This is a genomic window from Scandinavium hiltneri, assembly GCF_024764835.1.
Classification (GTDB): Bacteria; Pseudomonadota; Gammaproteobacteria; order Enterobacterales; family Enterobacteriaceae; genus Scandinavium; species Scandinavium hiltneri.
This window is the reverse complement of record NZ_JALIGE010000068.1, coordinates 253817-277098: the sequence shown is the minus strand read 5'-3', so window position 1 is coordinate 277098 and position 23282 is coordinate 253817. Positions and strand designations below refer to the sequence as shown.

Annotated in this window: 15 protein-coding genes, 1 rRNA gene and 1 riboswitch; of the genes, 10 read left to right on the top strand and 6 right to left on the bottom strand. The window is 55.2% G+C overall.

The features are described from left to right. The first annotated feature begins 3 nt into the window (after nt 1-3). The 5 genes from rrf (at nt 4) to aceK (ending at nt 6490) form a co-directional block, all read left to right on the top strand. Nucleotides 4-119 (top strand): 5S ribosomal RNA (gene rrf, locus MUU47_RS04530). Nucleotides 120-551: 432 nt separating this feature from the next. Further along, the gene (gene metA, locus MUU47_RS04525; protein WP_258986970.1) at nt 552-1481 is read left to right on the top strand and encodes a homoserine O-acetyltransferase MetA; all 930 of its coding nucleotides are present in this window, start codon (nt 552-554) and stop codon (nt 1479-1481) included. Between the two features lie 268 nt (nt 1482-1749). Further along, entirely contained in the window at nt 1750-3351 is a 1602-nt protein-coding gene (gene aceB / locus MUU47_RS04520; protein ID WP_258986969.1) for a malate synthase A, read from the top strand. Nucleotides 3352-3383: 32 nt separating this feature from the next. After that, the gene (gene aceA, locus MUU47_RS04515; protein ID WP_258986968.1) at nt 3384-4688 is read left to right on the top strand and encodes an isocitrate lyase; all 1305 of its coding nucleotides are present in this window, start codon (nt 3384-3386) and stop codon (nt 4686-4688) included. Between the two features lie 50 nt (nt 4689-4738). Next, a complete protein-coding gene (gene aceK / locus MUU47_RS04510) occupies nt 4739-6490 on the top strand; it encodes a bifunctional isocitrate dehydrogenase kinase/phosphatase (RefSeq protein ID WP_258986967.1) in 1752 nt (583 codons plus the stop codon). Here the strand turns inward: aceK and iclR are convergent. Continuing rightward, nucleotides 6444-7274: a glyoxylate bypass operon transcriptional repressor IclR gene (gene iclR, locus MUU47_RS04505; RefSeq protein WP_159776565.1), complete on the bottom strand. Its 831-nt coding sequence runs from the start codon at nt 7272-7274 to the stop codon at nt 6444-6446. The two genes, aceK and iclR, sit on opposite strands and share 47 nt — an antisense overlap. Nucleotides 7275-7456: 182 nt before the next feature. Here iclR and metH point away from each other — a divergent pair, with 182 nt between their 5' ends. From metH to rluF, 3 genes are all read left to right on the top strand, one after another. After that, entirely contained in the window at nt 7457-11140 is a 3684-nt protein-coding gene (gene metH, locus MUU47_RS04500) for a methionine synthase (protein ID WP_258986966.1), read from the top strand. 133 nt (nt 11141-11273) lie between these two features. Beyond that, entirely contained in the window at nt 11274-12905 is a 1632-nt protein-coding gene (locus MUU47_RS04495; RefSeq protein ID WP_258986965.1) for a Na/Pi cotransporter family protein, read from the top strand. Between the two features lie 209 nt (nt 12906-13114). Further along, the gene (gene rluF, locus MUU47_RS04490) at nt 13115-13996 is read left to right on the top strand and encodes a 23S rRNA pseudouridine(2604) synthase RluF (RefSeq protein ID WP_258986964.1); all 882 of its coding nucleotides are present in this window, start codon (nt 13115-13117) and stop codon (nt 13994-13996) included. Between the two features lie 72 nt (nt 13997-14068). Here rluF and MUU47_RS04485 read toward each other — a convergent pair whose 3' ends face one another. From MUU47_RS04485 to MUU47_RS04470, 4 genes are all read right to left on the bottom strand, one after another. After that, on the bottom strand, nt 14069-14341 hold the full coding sequence (locus MUU47_RS04485) for a YjbD family protein (RefSeq protein ID WP_258986962.1): 273 nt from the start codon (nt 14339-14341) through the stop codon (nt 14069-14071). A gap of 104 nt (nt 14342-14445) precedes the next feature. Beyond that, nucleotides 14446-15387 carry a ketopantoate/pantoate/pantothenate transporter PanS gene (gene panS / locus MUU47_RS04480; RefSeq protein WP_258986961.1) on the bottom strand — a complete coding sequence of 314 codons (942 nt, stop codon included), beginning with the start codon at nt 15385-15387 and terminating at the stop codon, nt 14446-14448. A gap of 95 nt (nt 15388-15482) precedes the next feature. Further along, nucleotides 15483-16844: a lysine-sensitive aspartokinase 3 gene (gene lysC, locus MUU47_RS04475; protein ID WP_258986959.1), complete on the bottom strand. Its 1362-nt coding sequence runs from the start codon at nt 16842-16844 to the stop codon at nt 15483-15485. 217 nt (nt 16845-17061) lie between these two features. After that, a riboswitch (Lysine riboswitch) is annotated at nt 17062-17256 on the bottom strand. Between the two features lie 58 nt (nt 17257-17314). Continuing rightward, nucleotides 17315-19102: a cation:proton antiporter gene (locus MUU47_RS04470; RefSeq protein WP_258986957.1), complete on the bottom strand. Its 1788-nt coding sequence runs from the start codon at nt 19100-19102 to the stop codon at nt 17315-17317. A gap of 196 nt (nt 19103-19298) precedes the next feature. Between MUU47_RS04470 and pgi the strand changes: the two genes are divergently transcribed. Continuing rightward, nucleotides 19299-20945, top strand: a complete 1647-nt coding sequence (gene pgi / locus MUU47_RS04465; RefSeq protein WP_258986955.1) for a glucose-6-phosphate isomerase — start codon at nt 19299-19301, stop codon at nt 20943-20945. Between the two features lie 134 nt (nt 20946-21079). On the opposite strand, the gene MUU47_RS04460 is transcribed toward pgi, so the two are convergent. Beyond that, nucleotides 21080-22501 (bottom strand): L-fucose/L-arabinose isomerase family protein, encoded by a 1422-nt coding sequence (locus MUU47_RS04460; RefSeq protein ID WP_258986954.1) that lies wholly within the window; start codon nt 22499-22501, stop codon nt 21080-21082. Between the two features lie 511 nt (nt 22502-23012). On the opposite strand from MUU47_RS04460, the gene yjbE reads away from it, so the two are divergent. Continuing rightward, nucleotides 23013-23255 carry an exopolysaccharide production protein YjbE gene (gene yjbE, locus MUU47_RS04455; RefSeq protein WP_159776584.1) on the top strand — a complete coding sequence of 81 codons (243 nt, stop codon included), beginning with the start codon at nt 23013-23015 and terminating at the stop codon, nt 23253-23255. Nucleotides 23256-23282: the final 27 nt, after the last annotated feature.

Here is a 23282-nt window from a genome sequence, read left to right as displayed (position 1 = left end):
TTGCCTGGCGGCAACAGCGCGGTGGTCCCACCTGACCCCATGCCGAACTCAGAAGTGAAACGCCGTAGCGCCGATGGTAGTGTGGGGTCTCCCCATGCGAGAGTAGGGAACTGCCAGGCATCAAACAGAACGGAAGGCTCAGTCGAAAGACTGGGCCTTTTGTTTTTCCTGTTGTTTGTCGGTGAGCGACGCTATGAGTAGGACAAATCCGTCGGGAACGGATTTGCACTGCACGCAGTGCAGCCCGAAGGGGCCGGGCAGGAAGCCCGGCATACAACAGCCAGGCATCAAACAAGTCAGAAACCCCGACCGAAAGGCCGGGTTTTTTTGCGTTTATGCGCAGCCTGTCCACAGCGTTATCCACAAGCCTTCCTTATATCAAACCAATCATTTTTAAGACTATACTTCCCTCAAAAGCCGATCCACGGGCAATAGCGGCCATGAAACTTTCTCACCTTTCACATGCGGACTCGACATTTTACTTATTCCTGGTTATCTTCAGCTATCTGGATGTCTAAACGTGTAAACGTATGCTGTGAGGTAATTAGGTTATGCCGATTCGGGTGCTGGACGAGCTACCGGCCGTCAATTTCTTGCGTGATGAGAACGTCTTTGTGATGACGGCATCGCGTGCCACCAACCAGGAAATTCGCCCGCTAAAGGTGCTGATCCTTAATCTGATGCCGAAAAAGATCGAGACGGAAAACCAGTTCCTTCGTCTGCTGTCGAATTCACCGTTACAGGTTGATGTTCAGCTGCTGCGCATAGATGCACGTGAATCCCGTAATACACCGGTCGAGCACCTCAATAATTTCTACTGCAATTTCGAAGACATCTGTGACGACAATTACGATGGTCTGATTGTCACCGGCGCTCCACTAGGCCTGGTTGAATTCAACGATGTCGCCTACTGGCCGCAGATCCAACAAGTGCTCGAGTGGGCAAAAGATCACGTTACCTCAACGCTGTTCGTCTGTTGGGCCGTTCAGGCCGCCCTGAATATTTTGTATGGTATCCCGAAACAAACCCGCTCTGACAAGCTCTCTGGCGTATATGAACACCACATCCTGCAACCTCATGCCTTGCTGACCCGCGGCTTTGATGATTCGTTCCTGGCCCCGCATTCCCGCTACGCTGATTTCCCAGCGGCGCTGATCCGTGATTACACAGACCTCGAAATACTGGCTGAAACGGAAGATGGAGACGCTTATCTGTTTGCCAGCAAAGACAAGCGGATTGCTTTCGTAACCGGACATCCGGAATACGATGCACATACCCTTGCCGGTGAGTTTTTCCGTGATGAGGAAGCCGGGCTTTCCCCGGAAGTACCGTACAACTACTTCCCTAAAAACGATCCACAAAATAAACCGCGAGCGACCTGGCGTAGCCACGGCAACCTGCTGTTCATCAACTGGCTCAACTATTACGTCTACCAGATAACACCATATGATCTGCGTCATATGAATCCGACGCTGGAGTAATCTTCGGTCTATGCGATCGTAAAGCGATTCAGCACACCAGAACAGGTACCTACGGGTGCCTTTTTTATTTCCGAAAACATAACCAAATAGTGATAAAACTTTAAATTTAAAGTTATCAATGTGTTAAGTTTTATTCCATTCAAAAATGGAAATTGTTTTTGATTTTGGATAATTATTGCGTAGGCTTAATTGAACTGAACGAAAACCAGACAACGATCATTGTTCGTTTTTGGGAAGTGACTTTGGATCAACGACGAGGAGCCGCGCAATGACACAACAGGCAACAACCGCAGAAGAACTGGCCTTCAGCCAGCCGTTTGGTGAACAGGAACAGCAGATCCTGACCCCAGAAGCGATCGAATTTCTCAATGAACTGGTTACCCGGTTCACGCCAAAACGCAACAAGCTGCTGGCTGCACGTATTCAGCAGCAGCAAAATATCGATAACGGCCAACTGCCAGATTTCATTTCGGAAACCGATTCCATTAGGAATTCAGAATGGAAGGTTCGCGGTATTCCTCAGGATCTGCTCGACCGCCGGGTGGAGATAACTGGCCCCGTTGAACGTAAAATGGTCATCAATGCGCTGAACGCCAACGTAAAAGTGTTTATGGCGGATTTTGAAGATTCGCTGGCCCCGAACTGGGACAAAGTCATCGACGGGCAAATCAACCTGCGCGATGCGGTTGACGGCGTTATCAGCCACACCAATGAAGCCGGGAAAATTTACCAGCTAGGGCCGGATCCTGCGGTGCTGGTATGCCGGGTTCGCGGACTTCATTTACCAGAAAAGCATGTGACCTGGCGTGGAGAGTCCATTCCTGGAAGCTTGTTTGATTTCGCACTCTACTTCTTCCACAACCATAAAAACCTGCTCGCCAAAGGCAGCGGTCCTTATTTTTATCTGCCGAAAACCCAGGCCTGGCAGGAAGCGGCGTGGTGGAGTGAAGTGTTCAGCTTTACTGAAGACCGTTTCGACCTGGCGCGCGGCACTATCAAAGCCACGCTGTTGATTGAAACGCTCCCGGCGGTATTCCAGATGGACGAAATCCTGCATGCGCTGCGGGACCATATCGTTGGTCTGAACTGCGGGCGCTGGGATTACATTTTCAGCTATATCAAAACGTTGAAGAATCATTCCGACCGTGTGCTGCCTGACAGACAGATGGTCACGATGGACAAACCTTTCCTCAGCGCTTATTCGCGTTTGCTCATCAAAACCTGCCATAAGCGCGGAGCGTTTGCGATGGGCGGCATGGCGGCGTTTATCCCAAGCAAAGATGCCGGGCGCAATACACAGGTGCTCAATAAGGTGAAGGCGGATAAAGCGCTGGAGGCCAACAACGGCCATGACGGCACATGGATTGCGCATCCTGGCCTCGCAGATACCGCGATGGCAGTATTTAACGATGTGCTGGGCGACAACCCAAACCAGTTGTTCGTGACCCGCGATGACGACGCACCGATTACTGCTGAACAGCTTCTGGCGCCATGCGATGGCGAACGTACGGAAGAGGGCATGCGCGCCAACATTCGTGTGGCTGTGCAGTACATCGAAGCGTGGATCTCCGGCAACGGCTGCGTACCGATTTACGGCCTGATGGAAGATGCCGCGACGGCAGAAATTTCCCGCACCTCTATCTGGCAGTGGATCCATCACCAGAAGACGCTCAGCAACGGTACGCCAGTGACCAAAGCGCTCTTCCGCCAGATGCTGGCTGAAGAGCTGCGGGTTGTGCAGGACGAACTCGGCGAACACCGCTTCAGCAGCGGTCGCTTTGACGAAGCGGCGCGCCTGATGGAGCAAATCACCACCTCCGAAGAACTTGTCGATTTCTTAACGCTGCCCGGCTACCGCCTGCTGGCCTAACTCACCCAATAATAAAAATGGAGCATCTGCCAATGAAAACCCGTACCCAACAAATCGAAGAGATCAAACAGGAATGGACCAACCCGCGCTGGGAAGGCATTCGCCGCCCGTACAGCGCGGAAGAGGTGGTGAAATTACGCGGATCGGTGAATCCGGAATGCACGCTGGCGCAGCACGGCGCGGCGAAAATGTGGCGTCTGCTGCACGGCGACGCGAAAAAGGGCTACGTGAATAGCCTCGGTGCGCTGACTGGCGGACAGGCGCTGCAGCAGGCGAAAGCGGGGATTGAAGCCGTGTATTTGTCCGGCTGGCAGGTTGCGGCAGATGCCAACCTGGCCTCGAGCATGTATCCGGATCAGTCGCTGTACCCTGCTAATTCTGTGCCGTCGGTGGTGGATCGGATCAACAACACGTTTCGCCGTGCGGATCAGATCCAATGGGCATCGGGCATTGAGCCAAACGATCCTCGTTATATCGACTACTTCCTGCCGATCGTCGCCGATGCGGAAGCCGGATTTGGCGGCGTGCTTAATGCTTTCGAACTGATGAAGTCGATGATTGAAGCGGGCGCGGCGGCCGTTCATTTTGAAGATCAGCTGGCCTCGGTGAAAAAATGCGGACACATGGGGGGCAAAGTGTTGGTGCCAACCCAGGAAGCGATTCAAAAACTGGTTGCCGCACGTCTGGCTGCCGACGTACTCGGCGTGCCGACGCTGCTGATTGCCCGTACCGATGCCGACGCCGCAGATTTGATAACCTCCGACTGTGACCCGTACGACAGCGAATTTGTCACCGGTGAGCGCACCAGCGAAGGTTTCTACCGTACCCGTGCGGGTATCGAGCAGGCAATCAGCCGCGGACTGGCCTACGCGCCGTATGCCGATTTGGTGTGGTGTGAAACCTCCACACCGGACCTTGATTTGGCTCGCCGCTTCGCTGAGGCTATCCACGCTAAATATCCGGGCAAACTGTTGGCCTACAACTGCTCGCCGTCATTTAACTGGAAGAAAAATCTGGACGATAAAACTATCGCCAGCTTCCAGCAGCAGCTGTCGGAAATGGGCTACAAATACCAGTTCATCACCCTTGCGGGCATTCACAGCATGTGGTTCAGCATGTTCGATCTGGCCCACGCCTACGCGCAGGGCGAAGGGATGCGCCACTATGTCGAAAAAGTGCAGCAGCCTGAGTTTGAATCAGGCAAACAGGGCTATACCTTCGTCTCGCATCAGCAGGAAGTGGGCACGGGTTATTTCGACAAGGTCACGACCATCATTCAGGGTGGTGCGTCTTCCGTCACTGCGCTGACAGGATCGACCGAAGAATCGCAGTTCTGATTTCTTCCTCTCTTCCTGCGGGGAGAGAGGAACCCACAACGGAGATGCAGATGACGCGTGGCCTCGAACTGTTAATCGCTCAAACTATTCTGCAAGGATTCGACGCGCAGTATGGCCGCTTTCTGGAGGTGACTTCCGGGGCGCAGCAGCGTTTCGAGCAGGCAGACTGGCACGCAGTACAGCAGGCGATGAAACAGCGTATTCATCTGTACGACCATCATGTGGGCCTGGTAGTGGAACAACTGCGTTGTATCACAGAAGGCAAAAGTCCGGATGCGGCTTTTTTGCTGCGGGTGAAAGAGCATTACACCGCGCTGCTGCCTGATTACCCTCGCTTTGAAATTGCCGAAAGCTTTTTTAACTCTGTGTATTGTCGGTTATTTGACCACCGCTCGCTGACTCCCGAGCGGCTTTTTATTTTCAGCTCTCAGCCGGAGCGCCGCTTTCGCGCCATTCCTCGTCCACTGGCGAAAGATTTCTACCCGGAGAATGGCTGGGAGACGCTGCTCAATCAAATGCTGACGGACCTGCCGCTGCGCCTGTCGTGGCAGGATAAAGCGCGCGACGTGGGATATATCGTGGCGCATCTGACGGATGCCTTTGGGGCAGACGTTTTAAGAGAATCGCATCTGCAGGTCGCTAACGAGCTGTTTTATCGCAATAAGGCGGCCTGGCTGGTTGCTAAGCTGTACACGCCGGAGGGCATCGTGCCGCTGCTGTTGCCGGTGCATCGTAGCGATGAAGGCGATTTATTCGTTGATACCTGTCTGACGACCAGCGCCGAGGCCAGCATTGTCTTTGGCTTCGCTCGCTCCTATTTCATGGTTTATGCGCCCCTCCCGGCGGCATTAGTCGAATGGTTGCGGGAAATATTGCCGGGTAAAACCACCGCTGAACTGTACATGGCGATTGGCTGCCAGAAGCATGGTAAAACGGAAAGCTATCGCGAATATCTGACCTATATTCGGCAAACAGAAGAACAGTTTATCGAAGCTCCGGGTATTCGTGGCATGGTAATGCTGGTCTTCACGCTGCCCGGTTTTGACCGGGTATTTAAGGTCATCAAAGACAGGTTTGCGCCACAAAAAGAGATGAGCGCGGCGCACGTACGGGCCTGTTATCAGCTGGTTAAAGAACATGACCGCGTGGGGCGAATGGCTGACACGCAGGAGTTTGAAAACTTCGTGCTGGAAAAACGGCAAATATCTCCCGCGCTGCTCGCCCTACTGTGGCAGGAAGTCTCGCAGAAAATCACCGATCTCGGGGACCGCATCGCCATCAGTCATCTCTACATTGAACGGCGGATGGTACCGCTCAATCTTTGGCTGGAACGGGTCAACGGCCAGCAGTTACGTGATGCGGTCGAAGAATACGGGAACGCTATTCGCCAGCTGGCGGCGGCCAATATTTTCCCCGGCGACATGCTATTCAAAAACTTCGGCGTCACGCGCCACGGTCGGGTCGTATTTTATGATTACGATGAAATCTGCTACATGACGGAAGTGAATTTCCGCGACATTCCGCCACCGCGTTACCCGGAAGATGAACTCGCCAGCGAGCCGTGGTATAGCGTCTCACCGGGGGATGTCTTCCCGGAAGAGTTTCGTCACTGGCTGTGTGCTGATGCCCGTATTGGCCCGTTGTTTGAGGAAATGCACGCCGATCTGCTGCGCGCAGACTACTGGCGAGGCCTGCAAACGCGCATTAGGGACGGGCACGTGGAAGATGTTTTTGCTTACCGTAAACGCCAGCGTTTTAGCGTGTGCCACCGAACGCCAGCGTCACTTCTTTCGCCGCCTTAATCACCAGCGCCCCAAGCTCGGTCACGCGATCATCGGTCACACGGGAAATTGGCCCTGAAATGGAGATGGCGGCAAACGGTTCACGGTGCTCATCGTAAATACACGCCGCCACACAACGCAGGCCAAGCGCGTGCTCTTCATCATCAAACGAGTAACCGCGCTTGCGAATCTGCGCCAAATCTTCTTTCAGATGCACCGGCGAAACCAGGGTCGCGTGCGTGTAGGCGTGCAGCCCTTTCCGGTGCAGCAAGCCGCTCACCTGCTCGTCAGTCAACTGAGATAAAAATGCCTTCCCGGCGCCTGATGCGTGCATCGGTAGCTTGCCGCCAATAGGTGCGGACATGCGCATCAGCTGCGTACACTGCACCTGATCGATGATGATCGCTTGATGGTCGCTCTGGTCGAGCACTGCCAGGTTTACCGTTTCTCCGGAGTCATCCATCAGCTTGCGCAGGATTGGGTGCACGATCGCCAGCAGGTTACGGCTCTGCAGGAAACTGCTGCCGACGATGAAGGCGTGTGCGCCCACCGTCCAGTGGCCCAGATCGCCGGTCTGACGAACAAAACCCAGCTGCTGCATGGTGGTCAACAGGCGGTGAGTGGTGGAATTCGGCAGGCCAGCCTGCTGCGCCAGCTCTGTCAACGCCACGCTGCCATGGGACTCTGCAATCGACTCCAGCAGCTTCAGGCCGCGTGTCAGCGACTGTACCTGGCCGGTGGGTTGTGGGGCCGCTGCGGCAGGGGCGGGTTTTCTGCCACGTTTTGCGGGAACAGTTGCAACCATGACGAGCTCCTTATTCTGTATCGTGGAAATCATTTTCGTTTTATTTGATTATAATGCAACCGTTATCAGAACTGATCGGAGCAGTGGTGGTGAACATCTCTCATGTTCCGCGTGGCTCTCTTTTCCACGGTGGTTGAATATGCCACTATGGCTTGTTGATAAGAGCGTTGTCGGGAGTCCGCGTGAGCACCATTGAAAAGCAGCTGAAGCAGCAATTAAAAGAAAGAATCCTGGTTCTGGACGGGGGCATGGGCACCATGATCCAGGGCTATCGCCTGAACGAAGAAGATTACCGTGGCGAACGCTTCGCTGAATGGTCGAGTGACCTGAAAGGCAACAACGACCTGTTGGTGCTGACCCAACCGGACATCATTGCCGCCATCCATAATGCCTATTTCGAGGCCGGGGCGGACATCGTTGAGACCAATACCTTTAACTCAACGACCATCGCCATGGCGGATTACAAGATGGAATCGCTGTCGGCGGAGATAAATTTCGCGGCGGCAAAGCTGGCTCGCGCCTGTGCCGATGAATGGACGGCCCGCACGCCGCACAAACCGCGTTATGTCGCCGGGGTGCTTGGCCCGACTAACCGCACGGCGTCTATTTCTCCCGATGTAAACGATCCGGCATTTCGTAACGTCACCTTCGATCAGCTGGTGGTCGCCTACCGCGAATCCACCAAAGCGCTGGTGGAAGGAGGCTCAGACCTGATTCTTATCGAAACCGTTTTTGACACCCTCAATGCCAAAGCCGCGATTTACGCGGTGAAAGAGGAAATGGAGGCGTTAGGCGTTGATCTGCCGATCATGATTTCCGGCACCATCACCGATGCTTCCGGCCGTACGCTTTCTGGGCAAACTACGGAAGCGTTCTATAACTCGCTGCGTCATGCGGATGCGCTGTCGTTTGGTCTGAACTGTGCGCTGGGGCCAGATGAACTGCGCCAGTATGTGCAGGAGCTGTCGCGCATTGCGGAGTGCTACGTTACGGCGCACCCGAACGCCGGTTTACCGAATGCTTTCGGGGAATATGATCTTGATGCCGACACCATGGCGGCGCAAATTCGTGAATGGGCGCAGTCCGGATTCCTGAATATCGTCGGCGGTTGCTGCGGTACCACGCCGGAGCACATTGCGGCGATGAGCCGTGCGGTGGAAGGCCTTGCGCCACGTCAGCTGCCGGAACTGCCGGTCGCCTGCCGTCTGGCGGGCCTTGAGCCGTTGAATATCGGCGCTGAGAGCCTGTTTGTGAACGTCGGGGAACGTACCAACGTCACGGGTTCAGCCAAATTTAAGCGCCTGATAAAAGAAGAGAAATACGCCGAAGCGCTGGATGTTGCCCTTCAGCAGGTGGAAAGCGGCGCGCAGATAATCGACATCAACATGGATGAAGGGATGCTCGACGCCGAAGCGGCGATGGTACGCTTCCTGAACCTGATTGCCGGTGAGCCAGACATCGCCCGCGTGCCAATCATGATCGACTCCTCGAAGTGGGAGGTTATCGAAAAAGGTCTGAAGTGTATTCAGGGCAAAGGCATCGTTAACTCCATTTCGATGAAAGAGGGCGTCGAAGCTTTCGTCGCTCACGCCAAAAAAGTCCGTCGCTACGGCGCTGCCGTGGTGGTCATGGCGTTTGATGAAGTTGGCCAGGCCGACACCCGCGCGCGCAAAATCGAAATTTGCACCCGTGCCTATAAAATTCTGACCGAAGATGTGGGCTTCCCACCGGAAGACATCATCTTCGACCCCAATATCTTCGCCGTTGCGACCGGCATCGAAGAGCACAACAACTACGCGCAGGACTTCATCGGCGCGTGCGAAGACATCAAACGCGAGTTGCCTCACGCGCTGATTTCCGGCGGCGTTTCTAACGTCTCTTTCTCGTTCCGCGGTAACGACCCGGTGCGCGAAGCCATCCACGCCGTGTTCCTCTACTACGCGATCCGCAACGGGATGGACATGGGTATCGTCAACGCCGGACAACTGGCGATTTATGACGATTTGCCCGCTGAACTGCGCGACGCGGTGGAAGACGTGGTGCTCAACCGTCGCGATGACAGCACTGAACGTCTGCTGGATCTCGCTGAAAAATACCGCGGCAGCAAAACCGATGAAGCGGCCAATACTCAGCAAGCTGAATGGCGCAGCTGGGAAGTGAAAAAACGTCTCGAGTATTCACTGGTCAAAGGCATCACAGAATTTATCGAAATCGATACCGAAGAAGCGCGCCAACAGGCCTCGCGGCCAATCGAAGTTATCGAAGGGCCGTTGATGGACGGCATGAACGTGGTCGGCGACCTGTTCGGCGAAGGCAAAATGTTCCTGCCGCAGGTGGTGAAATCCGCCCGCGTGATGAAACAGGCGGTGGCGTATCTTGAACCGTACATTGAAGCCAGCAAAGAGAAAGGCTCCACCAACGGAAAAATGGTCATCGCCACCGTGAAGGGCGACGTGCATGACATCGGCAAGAATATCGTCGGCGTAGTACTGCAATGTAATAACTACGAGATTATCGATCTTGGCGTGATGGTGCCGACTGACAAAATCCTCAAAACCGCGCGCGAAGTGAATGCCGACCTGATTGGCCTCTCCGGATTGATCACCCCGTCGCTGGATGAAATGGTCAACGTGGCGAAAGAAATGGAGCGTCAGGGTTTCACCATTCCGTTGCTGATTGGCGGCGCAACGACCTCGAAAGCGCACACGGCGGTGAAAATCGAGCAGAACTACAGCGGCCCGACGGTGTATGTGCAGAACGCCTCGCGCACCGTGGGCGTGGTTTCTGCACTGCTTTCGGCGACGCAGCGTGATGCGTTTGTTGCCCGCACGCGTCAGGAATATGACACGGTGCGTATCCAGCACGCGCGTAAAAAACCGCGCACGCCACCGGTGTCATTGCAGGTCGCCCGCGATAACGATTTGGCCTTCGATTGGGCAAGCTACACGCCGCCGGTCGCGCATCGTCTCGGCGTGCAGGCCGTCAGCGCCAGCATCGAAACGCTGCGTAACTACATCGACTGGACGCCATTCTTCATGACCTGGTCGCTGGCGGGTAAATATCCGCGCATTCTCGAAGATGAAGTGGTGGGCGAAGAGGCTAAACGCCTGTTTGCCGATGCCAATGAAATGCTCGATAACCTCAGTGCGAACAAATCGCTGAATCCGCGCGGCGTCGTGGGCTTGTTCCCGGCGAACCGTATCGGCGACGACATCGAAATTTATCGTGATGAAACCCGCACGCATGTGCTGGCAGTCAGTCGTCATCTGCGCCAACAGACGGAAAAGGTGGGCTTCGCTAACTACTGTTTGTCTGATTTCGTCGCGCCAAAAACGTCCGGAAAAGCGGATTATCTTGGTGCCTTTGCGGTCACCGGTGGGCTGGAGGAAGACGCACTGGCCGATGCGTTTGATGCGCAGCATGACGACTACAACAAAATCATGATCAAGGCGATTGCCGATCGTCTGGCGGAAGCGTTCGCAGAATACCTGCATGAACGCGTGCGCAAAGTGCACTGGGGCTATGCCGCCAATGAAAACCTCAGCAACGAGGAGCTCATTCGCGAAAACTACCAGGGTATTCGCCCGGCTCCGGGTTACCCGGCCTGTCCGGAACACACCGAAAAAGCCACCATCTGGCAGCTGCTGGATGCCGAAACCCACACCGGCATGAAACTCACTGAGTCTTACGCCATGTGGCCTGGCGCCTCGGTTTCGGGCTGGTACTTCAGCCACCCGGACAGCAAGTACTACGCCATTGCACAAATTCAGCGCGATCAGGTGGAAGACTACGCCTTCCGCAAGGGAATGACCGTCGCAGAAGCCGAGCGCTGGCTGGCACCAAACCTGGGCTATGACGCTGATTAAGTCATAAATCTGTCATCTTTCCTTACAACAAACGAGGCGCCCTTACGGCGCCTTGTCTCTTTATTGTACGTAAACCCTTATACTGAAAGGGGATCAGGATGCATATCCCGTAGAATAAGGAGAAAAATAACCCATGCTAATTTTATTACATCTGCTATCCGCAGTGGCGCTCCTGGTCTGGGGGACACATATCGTTCGAACCGGCGTGATGCGCGTTTTCGGCGCCCGCCTGCGTACCGTACTCAGCCGCAGCGTTGAAAAGAAACCACTCGCCTTCTGCGCGGGCATTGGTGTCACCGCGCTGGTGCAGAGCAGCAATGCCACCACCATGCTGGTCACCTCGTTTGTCGCGCAAGATTTAGTGGCGCTGACGCCTGCGCTGGTTATCGTGCTCGGTGCCGATGTGGGTACCGCGCTGATGGCCCGCGTGCTGACCTTCGATCTTTCCTGGCTGTCGCCGCTGCTGATTTTCGTCGGCGTTATCTTCTTCCTCGGGCGTAAACAAACGCGTGCCGGGCAGTTGGGGCGCGTGGGGATTGGCCTCGGGCTCATCCTGCTGGCGCTGGAGCTGATAGTTCAGGCTGTTCACCCGATAACCCAGGCCAATGGCGTACAGGTGATTTTCGCCTCGCTGACTGGCGATATCATGCTCGATGCGCTGATCGGCGCGCTGTTTGCGGTCATCACCTACTCAAGTCTCGCCGCGGTGCTGTTGACCGCAACGTTAACGGCCACTGGTGTGATTTCGTTCCCGGTGGCGCTGTGTCTGGTGATTGGTGCGAATCTCGGTTCTGGCCTGTTGGCGATGCTGAACAACAGCACCGCCAATGCCGCCGCACGTCGCGTGGCGCTCGGCAGCCTGCTGTTTAAGCTGGTGGGCAGCCTGATTGTATTGCCGTTTATCCACATGCTTGCGGACGTAATGGCCCACCTGCCGGTAGCGAAATCTGAACTGGTTATCTACTTCCACGTGTTCTACAACCTGATCCGCTGTCTGGCGATGGTGCCGTTCGCCGAGCCGATGGCTCGCTTCTGCAAGCGTATTATCGTGGAAGTGCCGGAGCTGGATGCGCGGCTGAAACCGAAACATCTCGACCCAACGGCGCTGGATACGCCGACGCTGGCGTTGGCCAACGCCGCTCGTGAAACGCTGCGCATCGGTGATGCGATGGAAAACATGATGGCGGGCCTGCACAAGATTATTCACGGTGAGCCGCGCGAAGAGAAAGAGCTGCGCAAAATCGCTGATGACGTCAACGTGCTCTACACCGCCATCAAGCTGTATCTGGCGCGGATGCCGAAGGACGAGCTGGCAGAAGAGGAGTCCCGACGCTGGGCGGAAATCATTGAGATGTCGCTGAACCTCGAACAGGCTTCCGACATCATCGAGCGCATGGGCAGTGAGATTGCCGATAAATCACTGGCTGCGCGCCGGGCGTTTTCCGTCGAAGGGCTGAAAGAACTGGATGTTCTTTTCGAGCAGTTGCTTAGCAACCTGCAGCTGGCGATGTCAGTGTTCTTCTCTGGTGACGTCGACAGCGCCCGCCGTTTGCGCCGTAACAAGCACCGTTTCCGCATCCTGAATCGTCGCTACTCACATGCTCATGTCGACAGGCTGCATCAGCAAAACGTGCAGAGTATCGAAACCAGCTCGCTGCACTTGGGGCTGCTCGGCGATATGAAGCGCCTCAACTCCCTGTTCTGTGCGGTGGCGTACAGCGTGATGGAACAGCCGGACGAAGACGACGACCGCGACGATTATTGATTGTTGGTCCGTCTCATCATCAGGCCTGTTATCCCCAATAGCTTCAGGATACAGGTAGGCGGCAATCGGGCTCATCCCGATGAGCTTACTTAAGTAAGTGATTCGGGGGAGCGAGAGCAGTCAACACCCCTGTATCTTGAAGAGCGACGGGGATAGCTGTTTTCTAAGGCTATCGGCCTTTGCTATAGTTCGCCTCTACAGGAGAAACTATGCTGCCGACTCAATCAATCCGATTAAACAAATACATCAGCGAAAGTGGCATCTGCTCACGTCGTGACGCCGACCGCTATATCGAACAGGGCAACGTGCTCATCAACGGCAAACGCGCCACCATTGGCGATCAGGTGGTGGCAGGCGACGTCGTGAAAGTTAACGGCCAGCTCATCGAGCCGCGTCAGGAAGACGATCTGGTGTTAATCGTATTGAACAAGCCGGTCGGTATTGTCAGCACCACTGAGAACGGCGAGAAGGATAACATTGTCGATTTCGTCAACCACAGCAGCCGCGTGTTCCCGATTGGCCGCCTGGATAAAGACTCGCAGGGCCTGATTTTCCTCACCAACCACGGCGATCTGGTGAACAAAATCCTGCGTGCTGGCAATGACCATGAAAAAGAGTACCTGGTCACGGTCAACAAACCGGTGACCGATGAATTTATCTCGGGAATGGGTAAGGGCGTACCCATCCTAGGCACGGTGACGAAAAAGTGCAAAGTGAAAAGAGAAGCGCCGTTCACTTTCCGCATCACCCTGGTGCAGGGTCTGAACCGTCAGATTCGTCGCATGTGTGAACATTTCGGATTCGAAGTCACCAAGCTTGAGCGTACGCGAATCATGAACGTCAGCCTGAAAGGACTGCCGTTAGGCGAATGGCGCGACCTGACCGATGATGAACTGATCGAACTGTTCAAGTTGATTGAAAACTCGTCCTCGGAAGCCAAACCGGCAAAAGCGAAGGCCAAGCCAAAAACGGCGGTCACACCGGCGAAGAAACCTGCCAGCAGCGGCGCAAAAAATATGGCGAAAACCCCGGCTGAACTGGCAAACCGTAAGCGTTTTGCCTCACCAGGGCGCAAGAAGAAAGGGCGGTAAACCGCGCTGAGTTCAAAAGAGAAATGCCGGGAAATCCCCGGCATTTTTGTTCTTTCGTAGGCTTTAGGGTGCCTAGCGTTTTCCTCGCGGCCCTGTGCTGGCAGTCCACGTGAATGTCGCTGTTTTATCGACTTTATAAGCCTGGTTTTTCTTTAATTGACGGGCTTTCCTGGCTTCTGCTTCCCGCTCGGCCATCAGTTTGTCGATGTACTCTTTTTTGACGCTGTTATTTTCTGCATTGGTCAACGGGCGGCCGTGGGAAATGCGGGCGCGGTCGAGGAGGGTTTTCAGCTCGCGTTGTTCTTTCTCGGTCATGTCCTGCTGGGTCAGACGTGAAATTGCCATAGTGAAGCCTCCTGAGGAATAAGCCCAGAGTGTACCGCACAACCGGGCGATACGCTCTGGACTTCTTCTTGCATGACGTGGTGAGCCGCCACGCACTTCATCGATTAACTCTCTTTCGCCACCGCCACTTTCTGTTTCTCTACAGGTTTGCCTGACCAGTATCCCGCCAGCAGCGAGCCGGAAAGGTTATGCCAGACCGAGAACAGCGCGCCGGGTAGCGCGGCGAGTGGGCCGAAGTAGATTTTGCCCAGCGCCGCCGCCAGGCCGGAGTTCTGCATCCCGACTTCAATGGCCAGCGTGCGGCAGGTTGATTCGTCGAAGCCGAACAGGCGCCCGCCCCAGTAGCCGCCGAGCAGGCCCAGTGTGTTGTGCAGGATAACTGCGATAATCACCACAAAACCGACCGAAGCGATATGCGAAGCGGAACCCGCCACCACGGCACTGATGATCGCCAGAATGCACAGCATGGAAAACGCAGGCAAGTACGGCTCTACTGCTTTCACCACGCGCGGGAGCAGGTGATGCACCACCAGGCCAAGCGCAATCGGGATCACTACAATTTGCAGAATGCTCAGCAGCATGCCCATGACGTCGACCTGAATATGTGTGTCGACGTACAGGCGCGTCAGCAGCGGCGTGGCAATCACACCGACCAGCGTGGAGACCGACGAAATGGTCACGGACAGCGCCACATCACCCTTCGCCAGAAAAATCATTACGTTTGACGCCGTGCCGCTGGCGACGCTGCCAACCAGCACCATCCCGGCAGACAGTTCCGGTGGCATATGGAACAGCAGCGCCAGTAGCCACGCGGCGAGTGGCATCACCAGATAGTGCAGGAAAATCCCGGCAGCAACCGGGGCCGGGCGTGACAGCACTCGCTTGAAGTCCTCGAGCTTAAGATGTACGCCCATGCCGAACATGATCAGCATCAGCAGCGTGGTCACCCACGGGCCAATTGCCGTGAAAGTGGTCGGTGTTTTGTACGCCAGTACGGAGAGCAGCACGGCCCAGAGCGGGAACAGCCGCGTAAGTATCGAGAGCATGATGTATTCCTTGCAGATGTTATGTTGTCTTTTATAGGTATAAAAAAGCCGGGTTCGAGCCCGGCTATAGGTATTGTTTATCCTGCTAAGGATAATTATTCAAACAGATTATGATGAAGTTTTTGCACGACCTGCTCGGCTTCGGCTCCGGGCACCAGGAAGCACAGGTTGTGGCTGGACGCGCCGTAGCAAATCATGCGGATGTTGAACGGTTCGAGCACGCCAAACACCTCTTTGCCCACGCCGCAGGCTTTCGACAGATCGTTCCCAATCAGCGCAACCAGCGCGAGGTTCTCTTCCACTTCCACGCGGCACAGGGCCGAAAGCTCAATCAGCAGCGACTGCGTCAGCAGAGTGTCGCTGGTGGCGGTCGAACCGGTGGTGTCGAGGGTCAGTGCGATGCTGACTTCTGAAGTGGTGATCAGGTCAACTGAAATATTATGGCGCGCCAGGATGCCAAAAACTTCCGCAAGGAAACCGCGTGAATGCAGCATATTGAGACTGTGCAGTGTCAGCAGCGTTTGCTTGCGGCGCAGGGCCAGCGCGCGGAACAGTGGTGGGTTCTCGGTTTTGTTGCACACCAGCGTGCCACCGGCTTTCGGATCTTTGCTTGAGCCGACAAACACCGGAATGTCGCTGCGAACTGCAGGCAGCAGCGTGGCTGGGTGCAGCACTTTCGCGCCGAAGGTCGCCAGTTCTGCGGCTTCCTCAAACGCAATTTCATCGATGCGATGCGCGGCAGGCACCACGCGTGGGTCGGTAGTGTAGATGCCCGGTACGTCGGTCCAGATATCAACGCGAGATGCATGCAGCGCTTCACCCAGCAGTGCCGCGGTGTAATCGCTGCCGCCACGGCCAAGCGTCGTGGTGCGGCCTTTGGCTTCGCTGCCGATAAAACCCTGAGTGACCACCAGGCCCTCTTCCAGGCGCGGGGCGAGCTGTTGGCTGGTCAGTTCAGCCAGCGCGGCGATGTCCGGCTCGGCGCGGCCAAAGCGGTCGCTGGTGCGCATGACTTTGCGGACGTCAAACCACTGGGCCTGGATATTACGTTCGCGGAGAATTTCGACGAACAGCAACGTCGACATCAGTTCGCCATGGCTTACCAGTTCGTCGGTCAGGGCTGTTGAGGTCGCAAGCGATGCGGCTTCCGCCAGGGTGGTGATGTTTTCCAGTAGGCGTTCGACTTCTTCGCGGATAACGTTAGGGTTGTGCAGGCGTTCGAGGATATCGAACTGAATTCGGCGCAGCGCGTCGAGTTTAACGAAGCGTTCTGTGGATTCGAGACCTTCCGCCAGCGCAACCAGCAGATTTGTCACCCCCGCAGAGGCGGACAGAACGACCAGGCGTGCGCCGGAATCGGAGAGCACCACGTCGGCGCTGCGGTTCATGGCTTCGTAATCGGCTACGCTGGTGCCGCCAAATTTGGCTACGACGAGCGGGGATACTGGGTATGTCATAAAAACCTCGTGTCAGGGAGCCTGGCTTCTTAAGACTATTTTTCTTGTCATTTTGACCCTGGGCAGTGCTCGCATCCTCACGTACTTCGTGTACGTTGCGGTGCTGCGCGCTGTCCGTGTTCAAATTGACGGCGACAATAACGTCTTAAGAAGCCAGGCAAAATTCTCAGCCTTGGCACAAGGGAAGAGCGGAAGGGTAGACGTAGAAAGCTACAGTTCACCCAGAAGCGCTCCACCTTGTGAAGCGCCCGACTGCGGGTCGCTTCCGGTGACAGCCCAGAGGATTCAGCCTCTGTAGCCGATAGTGAACACTGCCAGATGTTCCGCTATCTCGGCATCGCTCCCCATAAGGTATTTTCGCAGGACTGGCTCCTCGAACACCTCGCCTGGGCGATGCTCCTCTTCTGGCCTGCGCACGAATGCGCAGGTAGGGTTTTATAAATAAAGGGTTCTGGGGGGTGTTGTCAATGTTACGATGATGTCGATTTTTCATTTTCAACAATCGCCACTAATGTACACGGTAGCGGCGGAGTCAGGTGGCTGTTCATTGTCATCAAAACGCCATCCTCTTTTTGGGCAAACAGCGGCGTTGCGCCAGGGTTCGCTTTCAGATAATCCTCCCAACCAAAATTCTCATTCAGTCGGGTCACTTTCACTGTCGCACCTTTGGCGAGCAGGCTGCTGAGTCGCGCCCAGGTCACGTCTTTATCGAACAGGCGTTCATGCCGCGTCTCTTTTTCGCTACGGCCTTTGGTTTCCTGACCGGTACGAATCGAGAACACCCGGTTTTCGCCGAAGATATGTTTGAAGTGTAGTACCGCGAGCGCATTTTGATGGCGGTTCGGTGAAAGGGCGATGACCTGACGCGTATCGCTCAGGTTCAGATAGTTCTCCGCATGTTCCGACCAGGCATTACCGTACCAGGTCGGCAAACCGGCCATTCGCGCCAGACGATAATATTCCCAGCTGTTGTCGCTGAGCTGCACCGGAATATCGAGTTTTTTCAGCGCCTGCGCCAGCGTACGGGCCACGGTATTCGCGCCGACAATCAAAATGCCGCGCGGTTTACGCTGTTGCACGCCGAGCAGTCGCGCCAGCCAGCCGCTGGTGAGGCTTTGCAGCACCACCGTGCCAATGATAATGGCAAACACCACCGTGACCAGCTGATCGGCGCCGTCGTAACCGTCTTTCTGTAGCGTCAGGGCGAACAGTGAACTGACCGCGGCGGCGACAATCCCGCGAGGTGCAATCCAGCACAGAAGCAGTTTTTCGCGCCAGCTCAGGGATGAGCCGTACGTTGAGACCAGAATACACAGCGGTCGCGCGACAAACTGCACCATCAATAACAGACCTAACAGCGGCCAGCCCATCGCCCACAGCGCCTGGATGTCGAGTCGCGCCGCCAGAATGATAAACAACGCCGAGAGCAGGATCGCGGAGAGCTCTTCCTTAAATTCGACGATATCCGTCGTTTCGACCTCCTTCATGTTGGCGAGCCAAATACCGAGCACCGTCACCGCCATCAGCCCGGATTCGTCCGCCAGGGTGTTCGACAGCCCGAAAGTCAGCAACACAATCGCCAGCACCGCAAAGTTTTGCAGATAGCCGGGCAGCCACCCACGCTTCAGCGCATTGCCGAGCAGGAAGCCAAATATCGCGCCGCTGGCGAGCCCCACGGCCAGCGTCTGCGCCAGCGTCATCAGCAGATGGAATCCGCCAGAGGAGGTTTCGTGAGCAGTGATAAATTCAAACACCAGCAGGGTAAAAATCGCGCCGACCGGATCGATGACGATACCTTCCCAACGCAGTACCTGGTTGATGCCCGCCGTCGGACGCACCACGCGCATAAGTGGGGCGATAACCGTCGGGCCGGTGACCACCGTTACCGCGCCAATCAGTGCCGATATTTGTGGTGTAAGCCCAAGGATGCCCCAGCAGGCCAGTGAAATGACCGCAAAGGTAATCAGCATCCCGACGGTGACCAGATTGCGCACCACGCCACCGAGACCGCGGATTTCGTCAAAGCGCAGCGTCAGCGCACCCTCAAACAAAATGATGGCCACCGCCAGCGATACCAGCGGGAACAGCAGCGGGCCAAACAGCAGATCAGGCTGTAAAATATGCAGAACCGGGCCGAGCCCGACGCCAATCAGCAGCAGCGGTAAAATGGCGGGAATGCGTAAACCCCATGCCAGCCATTGGGCCAGCAGGGAAGCGATGGCGATGATCACCAGGAGAAACGGGACCGGCAGTTCCATTTTTTCTTTTTTCCTTCGTCACGTGGAGCAAATCATTTTGCGAAATGGCGCATGTGTAGATTATAAGCAGCGGTGATGAGTTCAGGATAACGAAGGCTGAGCTGAAAGTTCTCAATCACACAAAAATAATCACAAAAAGCGTCGCAGGCGCTACAATCGACCGAAGTCACATTTTTCAAATCAGAAGAGTATTGCTATGAAAAACATCAATCCAACGCAGACCTCTGCCTGGCAGGCATTACAGAAACATTATGATGAAATGAAGGACGTGTCGATTGCCGACCTGTTCGCGAAAGATGGCGACCGTTTCGCCAAATTTTCTGCAACGTTCGACGATCAGATGCTGGTAGACTTCTCTAAAAACCGCATTACTGAAGAGACGCTGAGCAAGCTGCAAGCATTGGCGAAAGAGACTGACCTGGCGGGTGCCATTAAGTCTATGTTCTCCGGTGAGAAAATTAACCGCACCGAAGACCGCGCGGTACTGCATGTTGCCCTGCGCAACCGCAGCAACACGCCGATTATTGTTGACGGCAAAGATGTGATGCCGGAAGTGAATGCGGTGCTGGAAAAGATGAAGCACTTCTCAGAAGCCATCATCTCTGGTAGCTGGAAAGGCTACACCGGTAAAGCGATTACTGATGTAGTGAACATCGGTATCGGTGGCTCCGACCTGGGTCCATTCATGGTGACCGAGGCGCTGCGTCCGTACAAAAATCACCTGAATATGCACTTTGTGTCTAACGTCGATGGCACGCATATTGCGGAAGTGCTGAAAGATGTGAACCCGGAAACCACGCTGTTCCTGGTCGCTTCTAAAACCTTCACCACTCAGGAGACCATGACCAACGCCCACAGCGCGCGCGACTGGTTCCTGAAAACCGCCGGTGACGAAAAGCATGTAGCGAAACACTTCGCGGCACTGTCCACCAACGGTAAAGCCGTGGGCGAGTTCGGTATTGATACCGCGAATATGTTCGAATTCTGGGACTGGGTTGGCGGTCGTTACTCCCTGTGGTCCGCGATTGGTCTGTCGATCATTCTCTCCGTTGGCTACGACAACTTTGTGGAACTGCTTTCTGGCGCACACGCGATGGACAAGCACTTCTCTACCACTCCTGCTGAGAAAAACCTGCCGGTACTGCTGGCGCTGATCGGCATCTGGTACAATAACTTCTTCGGCGCTGAAACCGAAGCAATCCTGCCGTATGACCAGTACATGCACCGTTTCCCGGCGTACTTCCAGCAGGGCAACATGGAATCCAACGGCAAATACGTTGACCGTAACGGTAACGCGGTGGATTACCAGACTGGCCCAATCATCTGGGGTGAGCCGGGTACCAACGGTCAGCACGCGTTCTACCAGCTGATTCACCAGGGCACCAAAATGGTTCCTTGTGACTTTATCGCGCCGGCGATTACCCACAACCCGCTGTCTGACCACCATCCGAAGCTGCTGTCTAACTTCTTCGCTCAGACTGAAGCGTTGGCGTTCGGTAAATCTCGCGACGTGGTTGAGCAGGAATACGCTGACCAGGGTAAAGATCCGAAAACGCTGGAACACGTCGTGCCGTTCAAAGTGTTCGAAGGCAACCGCCCAACCAACTCCATCCTGCTGCGCGAAATCACGCCGTTCAGCCTGGGTGCGCTGATTGCGCTGTATGAGCACAAAATCTTTACCCAGGGTGCAATCCTCAACATCTTCACGTTCGACCAGTGGGGCGTTGAATTGGGCAAACAGCTGGCAAACCGTATCCTGCCAGAACTGACCGATGATAAAGACGTCAGCAGCCACGACAGCTCGACTAACGGTCTGATTAACCGTTATAAATCCTGGAAATAAACCCGAAATAAATGACAAAAAGCCTTCTCTTCGAGAAGGCTTTTTTTATGTTTGCCCCCTTGCCCGGCGGCACTGCGTTTGCACGGGCCTACAAAACCGTAGGCACGGTAAGCGAAGCGCCACCGGGCAATGACTCAAGCTATCCGACAGCTTTGAATCCCTAACAGCTTCGCGATAGCCTCTATTTTCTCCCCCACGTGACCCATGCCAATGGCGCAATGGTGTGCCGGGCCGCCTTCGCACCAACGACGGGTAAACTCCCGGGCCGATAACGCAAAACGATAATGGCTGTTGGTGTTACCGATATCCAGAGCCTCGCCAGGCACCGCTTCTCCTTCGGCAAACTGGAGCGTGACGCGACCATCCCGATGTTCCACCACCGATAAAAACGTCACCGGACCCGGTGCGACGGTCATCTGAATCGACACCCCTTTGCCCGGTTTTCCGTGGTACATCGGCAACGGCACTAGCCTGACTTTCCCTTCCGACATCAGCGGATGCGCCGGTCCGTCGTGGCCCCACTGCACGGTGTCGCCTTCGAAATCCATGCCGTACGGCTCGGAGAATGAACCGCCCGCTTTCAACAGGCTGAGGATTTTCATGGCGAGCACATTCTTGATTTCACACTCTCCGGCCACCGGAATGTCGCGCTCGGTCAGCAGCGTATTGCCGAGAATAACCGAGGTGATGATGTTTTCCTGCGGCGAACCGGACGCGCCCTCGTAGTAATAGGCCATTGCGCCCAGCTGATGGCGGGCAACCAGCTGATCCAGCGCCACCGAGGTGGTTATCGCTCGCTGTAGTTCAAACGCCTCGCATGCCGGGTCGACGTTCAGCGCATCGAACACCTGTTTGTGTTTTTGCTCACGCTCCGCAGAGGTTATCGACGGCAGCGAATCCGCCAGTTCGCAAATCTCCAGCACCCGGAAGCGCACGCCGAACTTCGCCGACAGATTGGTCATATCCGAGTAGACGTCGTACATGCCGTTGTAATAGTGGCCGAGCACGCCAACGTTGGTGGTTTTAAGGGCATGAACCGTCTGGGCGGCCGCCAGCCAGTTGTCGATTTCCCGCCACGCCTGGGGATCATCGAGATAACCGGGCACCAGGGTGTAACCGATGTTTGCCCGCTGGAATACGTTCACCAGTTCCGGGGCGCTACAGGCCTGACAGTGCGCCAGCCATTGGCCGGTGCGTACGCCGCGATCCGGATGCTGATTAATCGTGGCGCAAGGGACTTTTTTCTCCGGCTGCAGCGCCAGGATAATCACTGGGACGTTTAGGTGCTGCACCAACGGCAGGACGGTGGAACTCAGCGCATAAGTGGTAATGTACAGCACCAGCGCATCGATATTTTTTGCGGCGAACGTCGCCGCGGCGGCATCCATGGTGTGCGGGTTATCAATCAGACCGGCGTTCACTACCGCCACGTCTCGGCGTTGTAATTGCTCGTCAACCCGGCCCAGATAGCCTTCGAGCTGTTCGCGCAAGCCGTGAAACTGCGGCCAGTAAGTATCAAGCCCAATGCCAAACAGACCAACGGTGAATGTTTTCATGATGGAGCCTCAGACAAGAGTGACAGGATGCCGTCACTTTACGCATCGGCAGGCGGGAAAACCTGCGCCTGATGGACATGCCTGAACCAGAGTTGGCAATTGAATCGAGGAACGGAGAATGTGGATCGCAGAATATCGATCCTGTGCGAAACGCATTTCCGTGAGGCAGAAATCGCGGTATTTATTTCCCATTAAAATTACAAGGAATAAAGAGGAAGGAGCCGCAAGGCTATTCCCTTCGCCTGTTCAGGTTAATCCTAAAAACCATTGTGACCGGCAATGCACAATTTGTTTTTTAGGATTTTCTTGAGGCTTTTATTTTTAATGGCGATTGAATTTAAAGGGTTTTATTATTTTATCTGATTATGAAATAACAATTTTCTCTCATTATCCTAAAACCCGCCTGCTTATTTCCTGAGCCCTAATTCGTCTGCTTTAGTTGTGTATACTCGATATCGCCTGAATTTCTCAGGTGAAACTCCATTCATTCAACCAATGAAGGGAAATAGTAATGAAAAAAGTTATGTATGGCATTTTTGCCATTTCTGCGTTTGCGGCGACTTCTGTCTATGCAGCCCCGGTTGAAACCGGTGATGCAGCAGGATCAGCAGCGACGTCTGTGTCTGCGGGCAGTTCCGCCGCAACCAGCGCCAGCGCCGTAAGTTCGGCCGTGGGGGTCGCACTGGCGGCGACCGGTGGTGGTGATGGCTCCAATACCGGAACCACGACCACAACAACCACAAGTACCCGCTAAGTTTCACGGGTCATTAACCCTAACCAC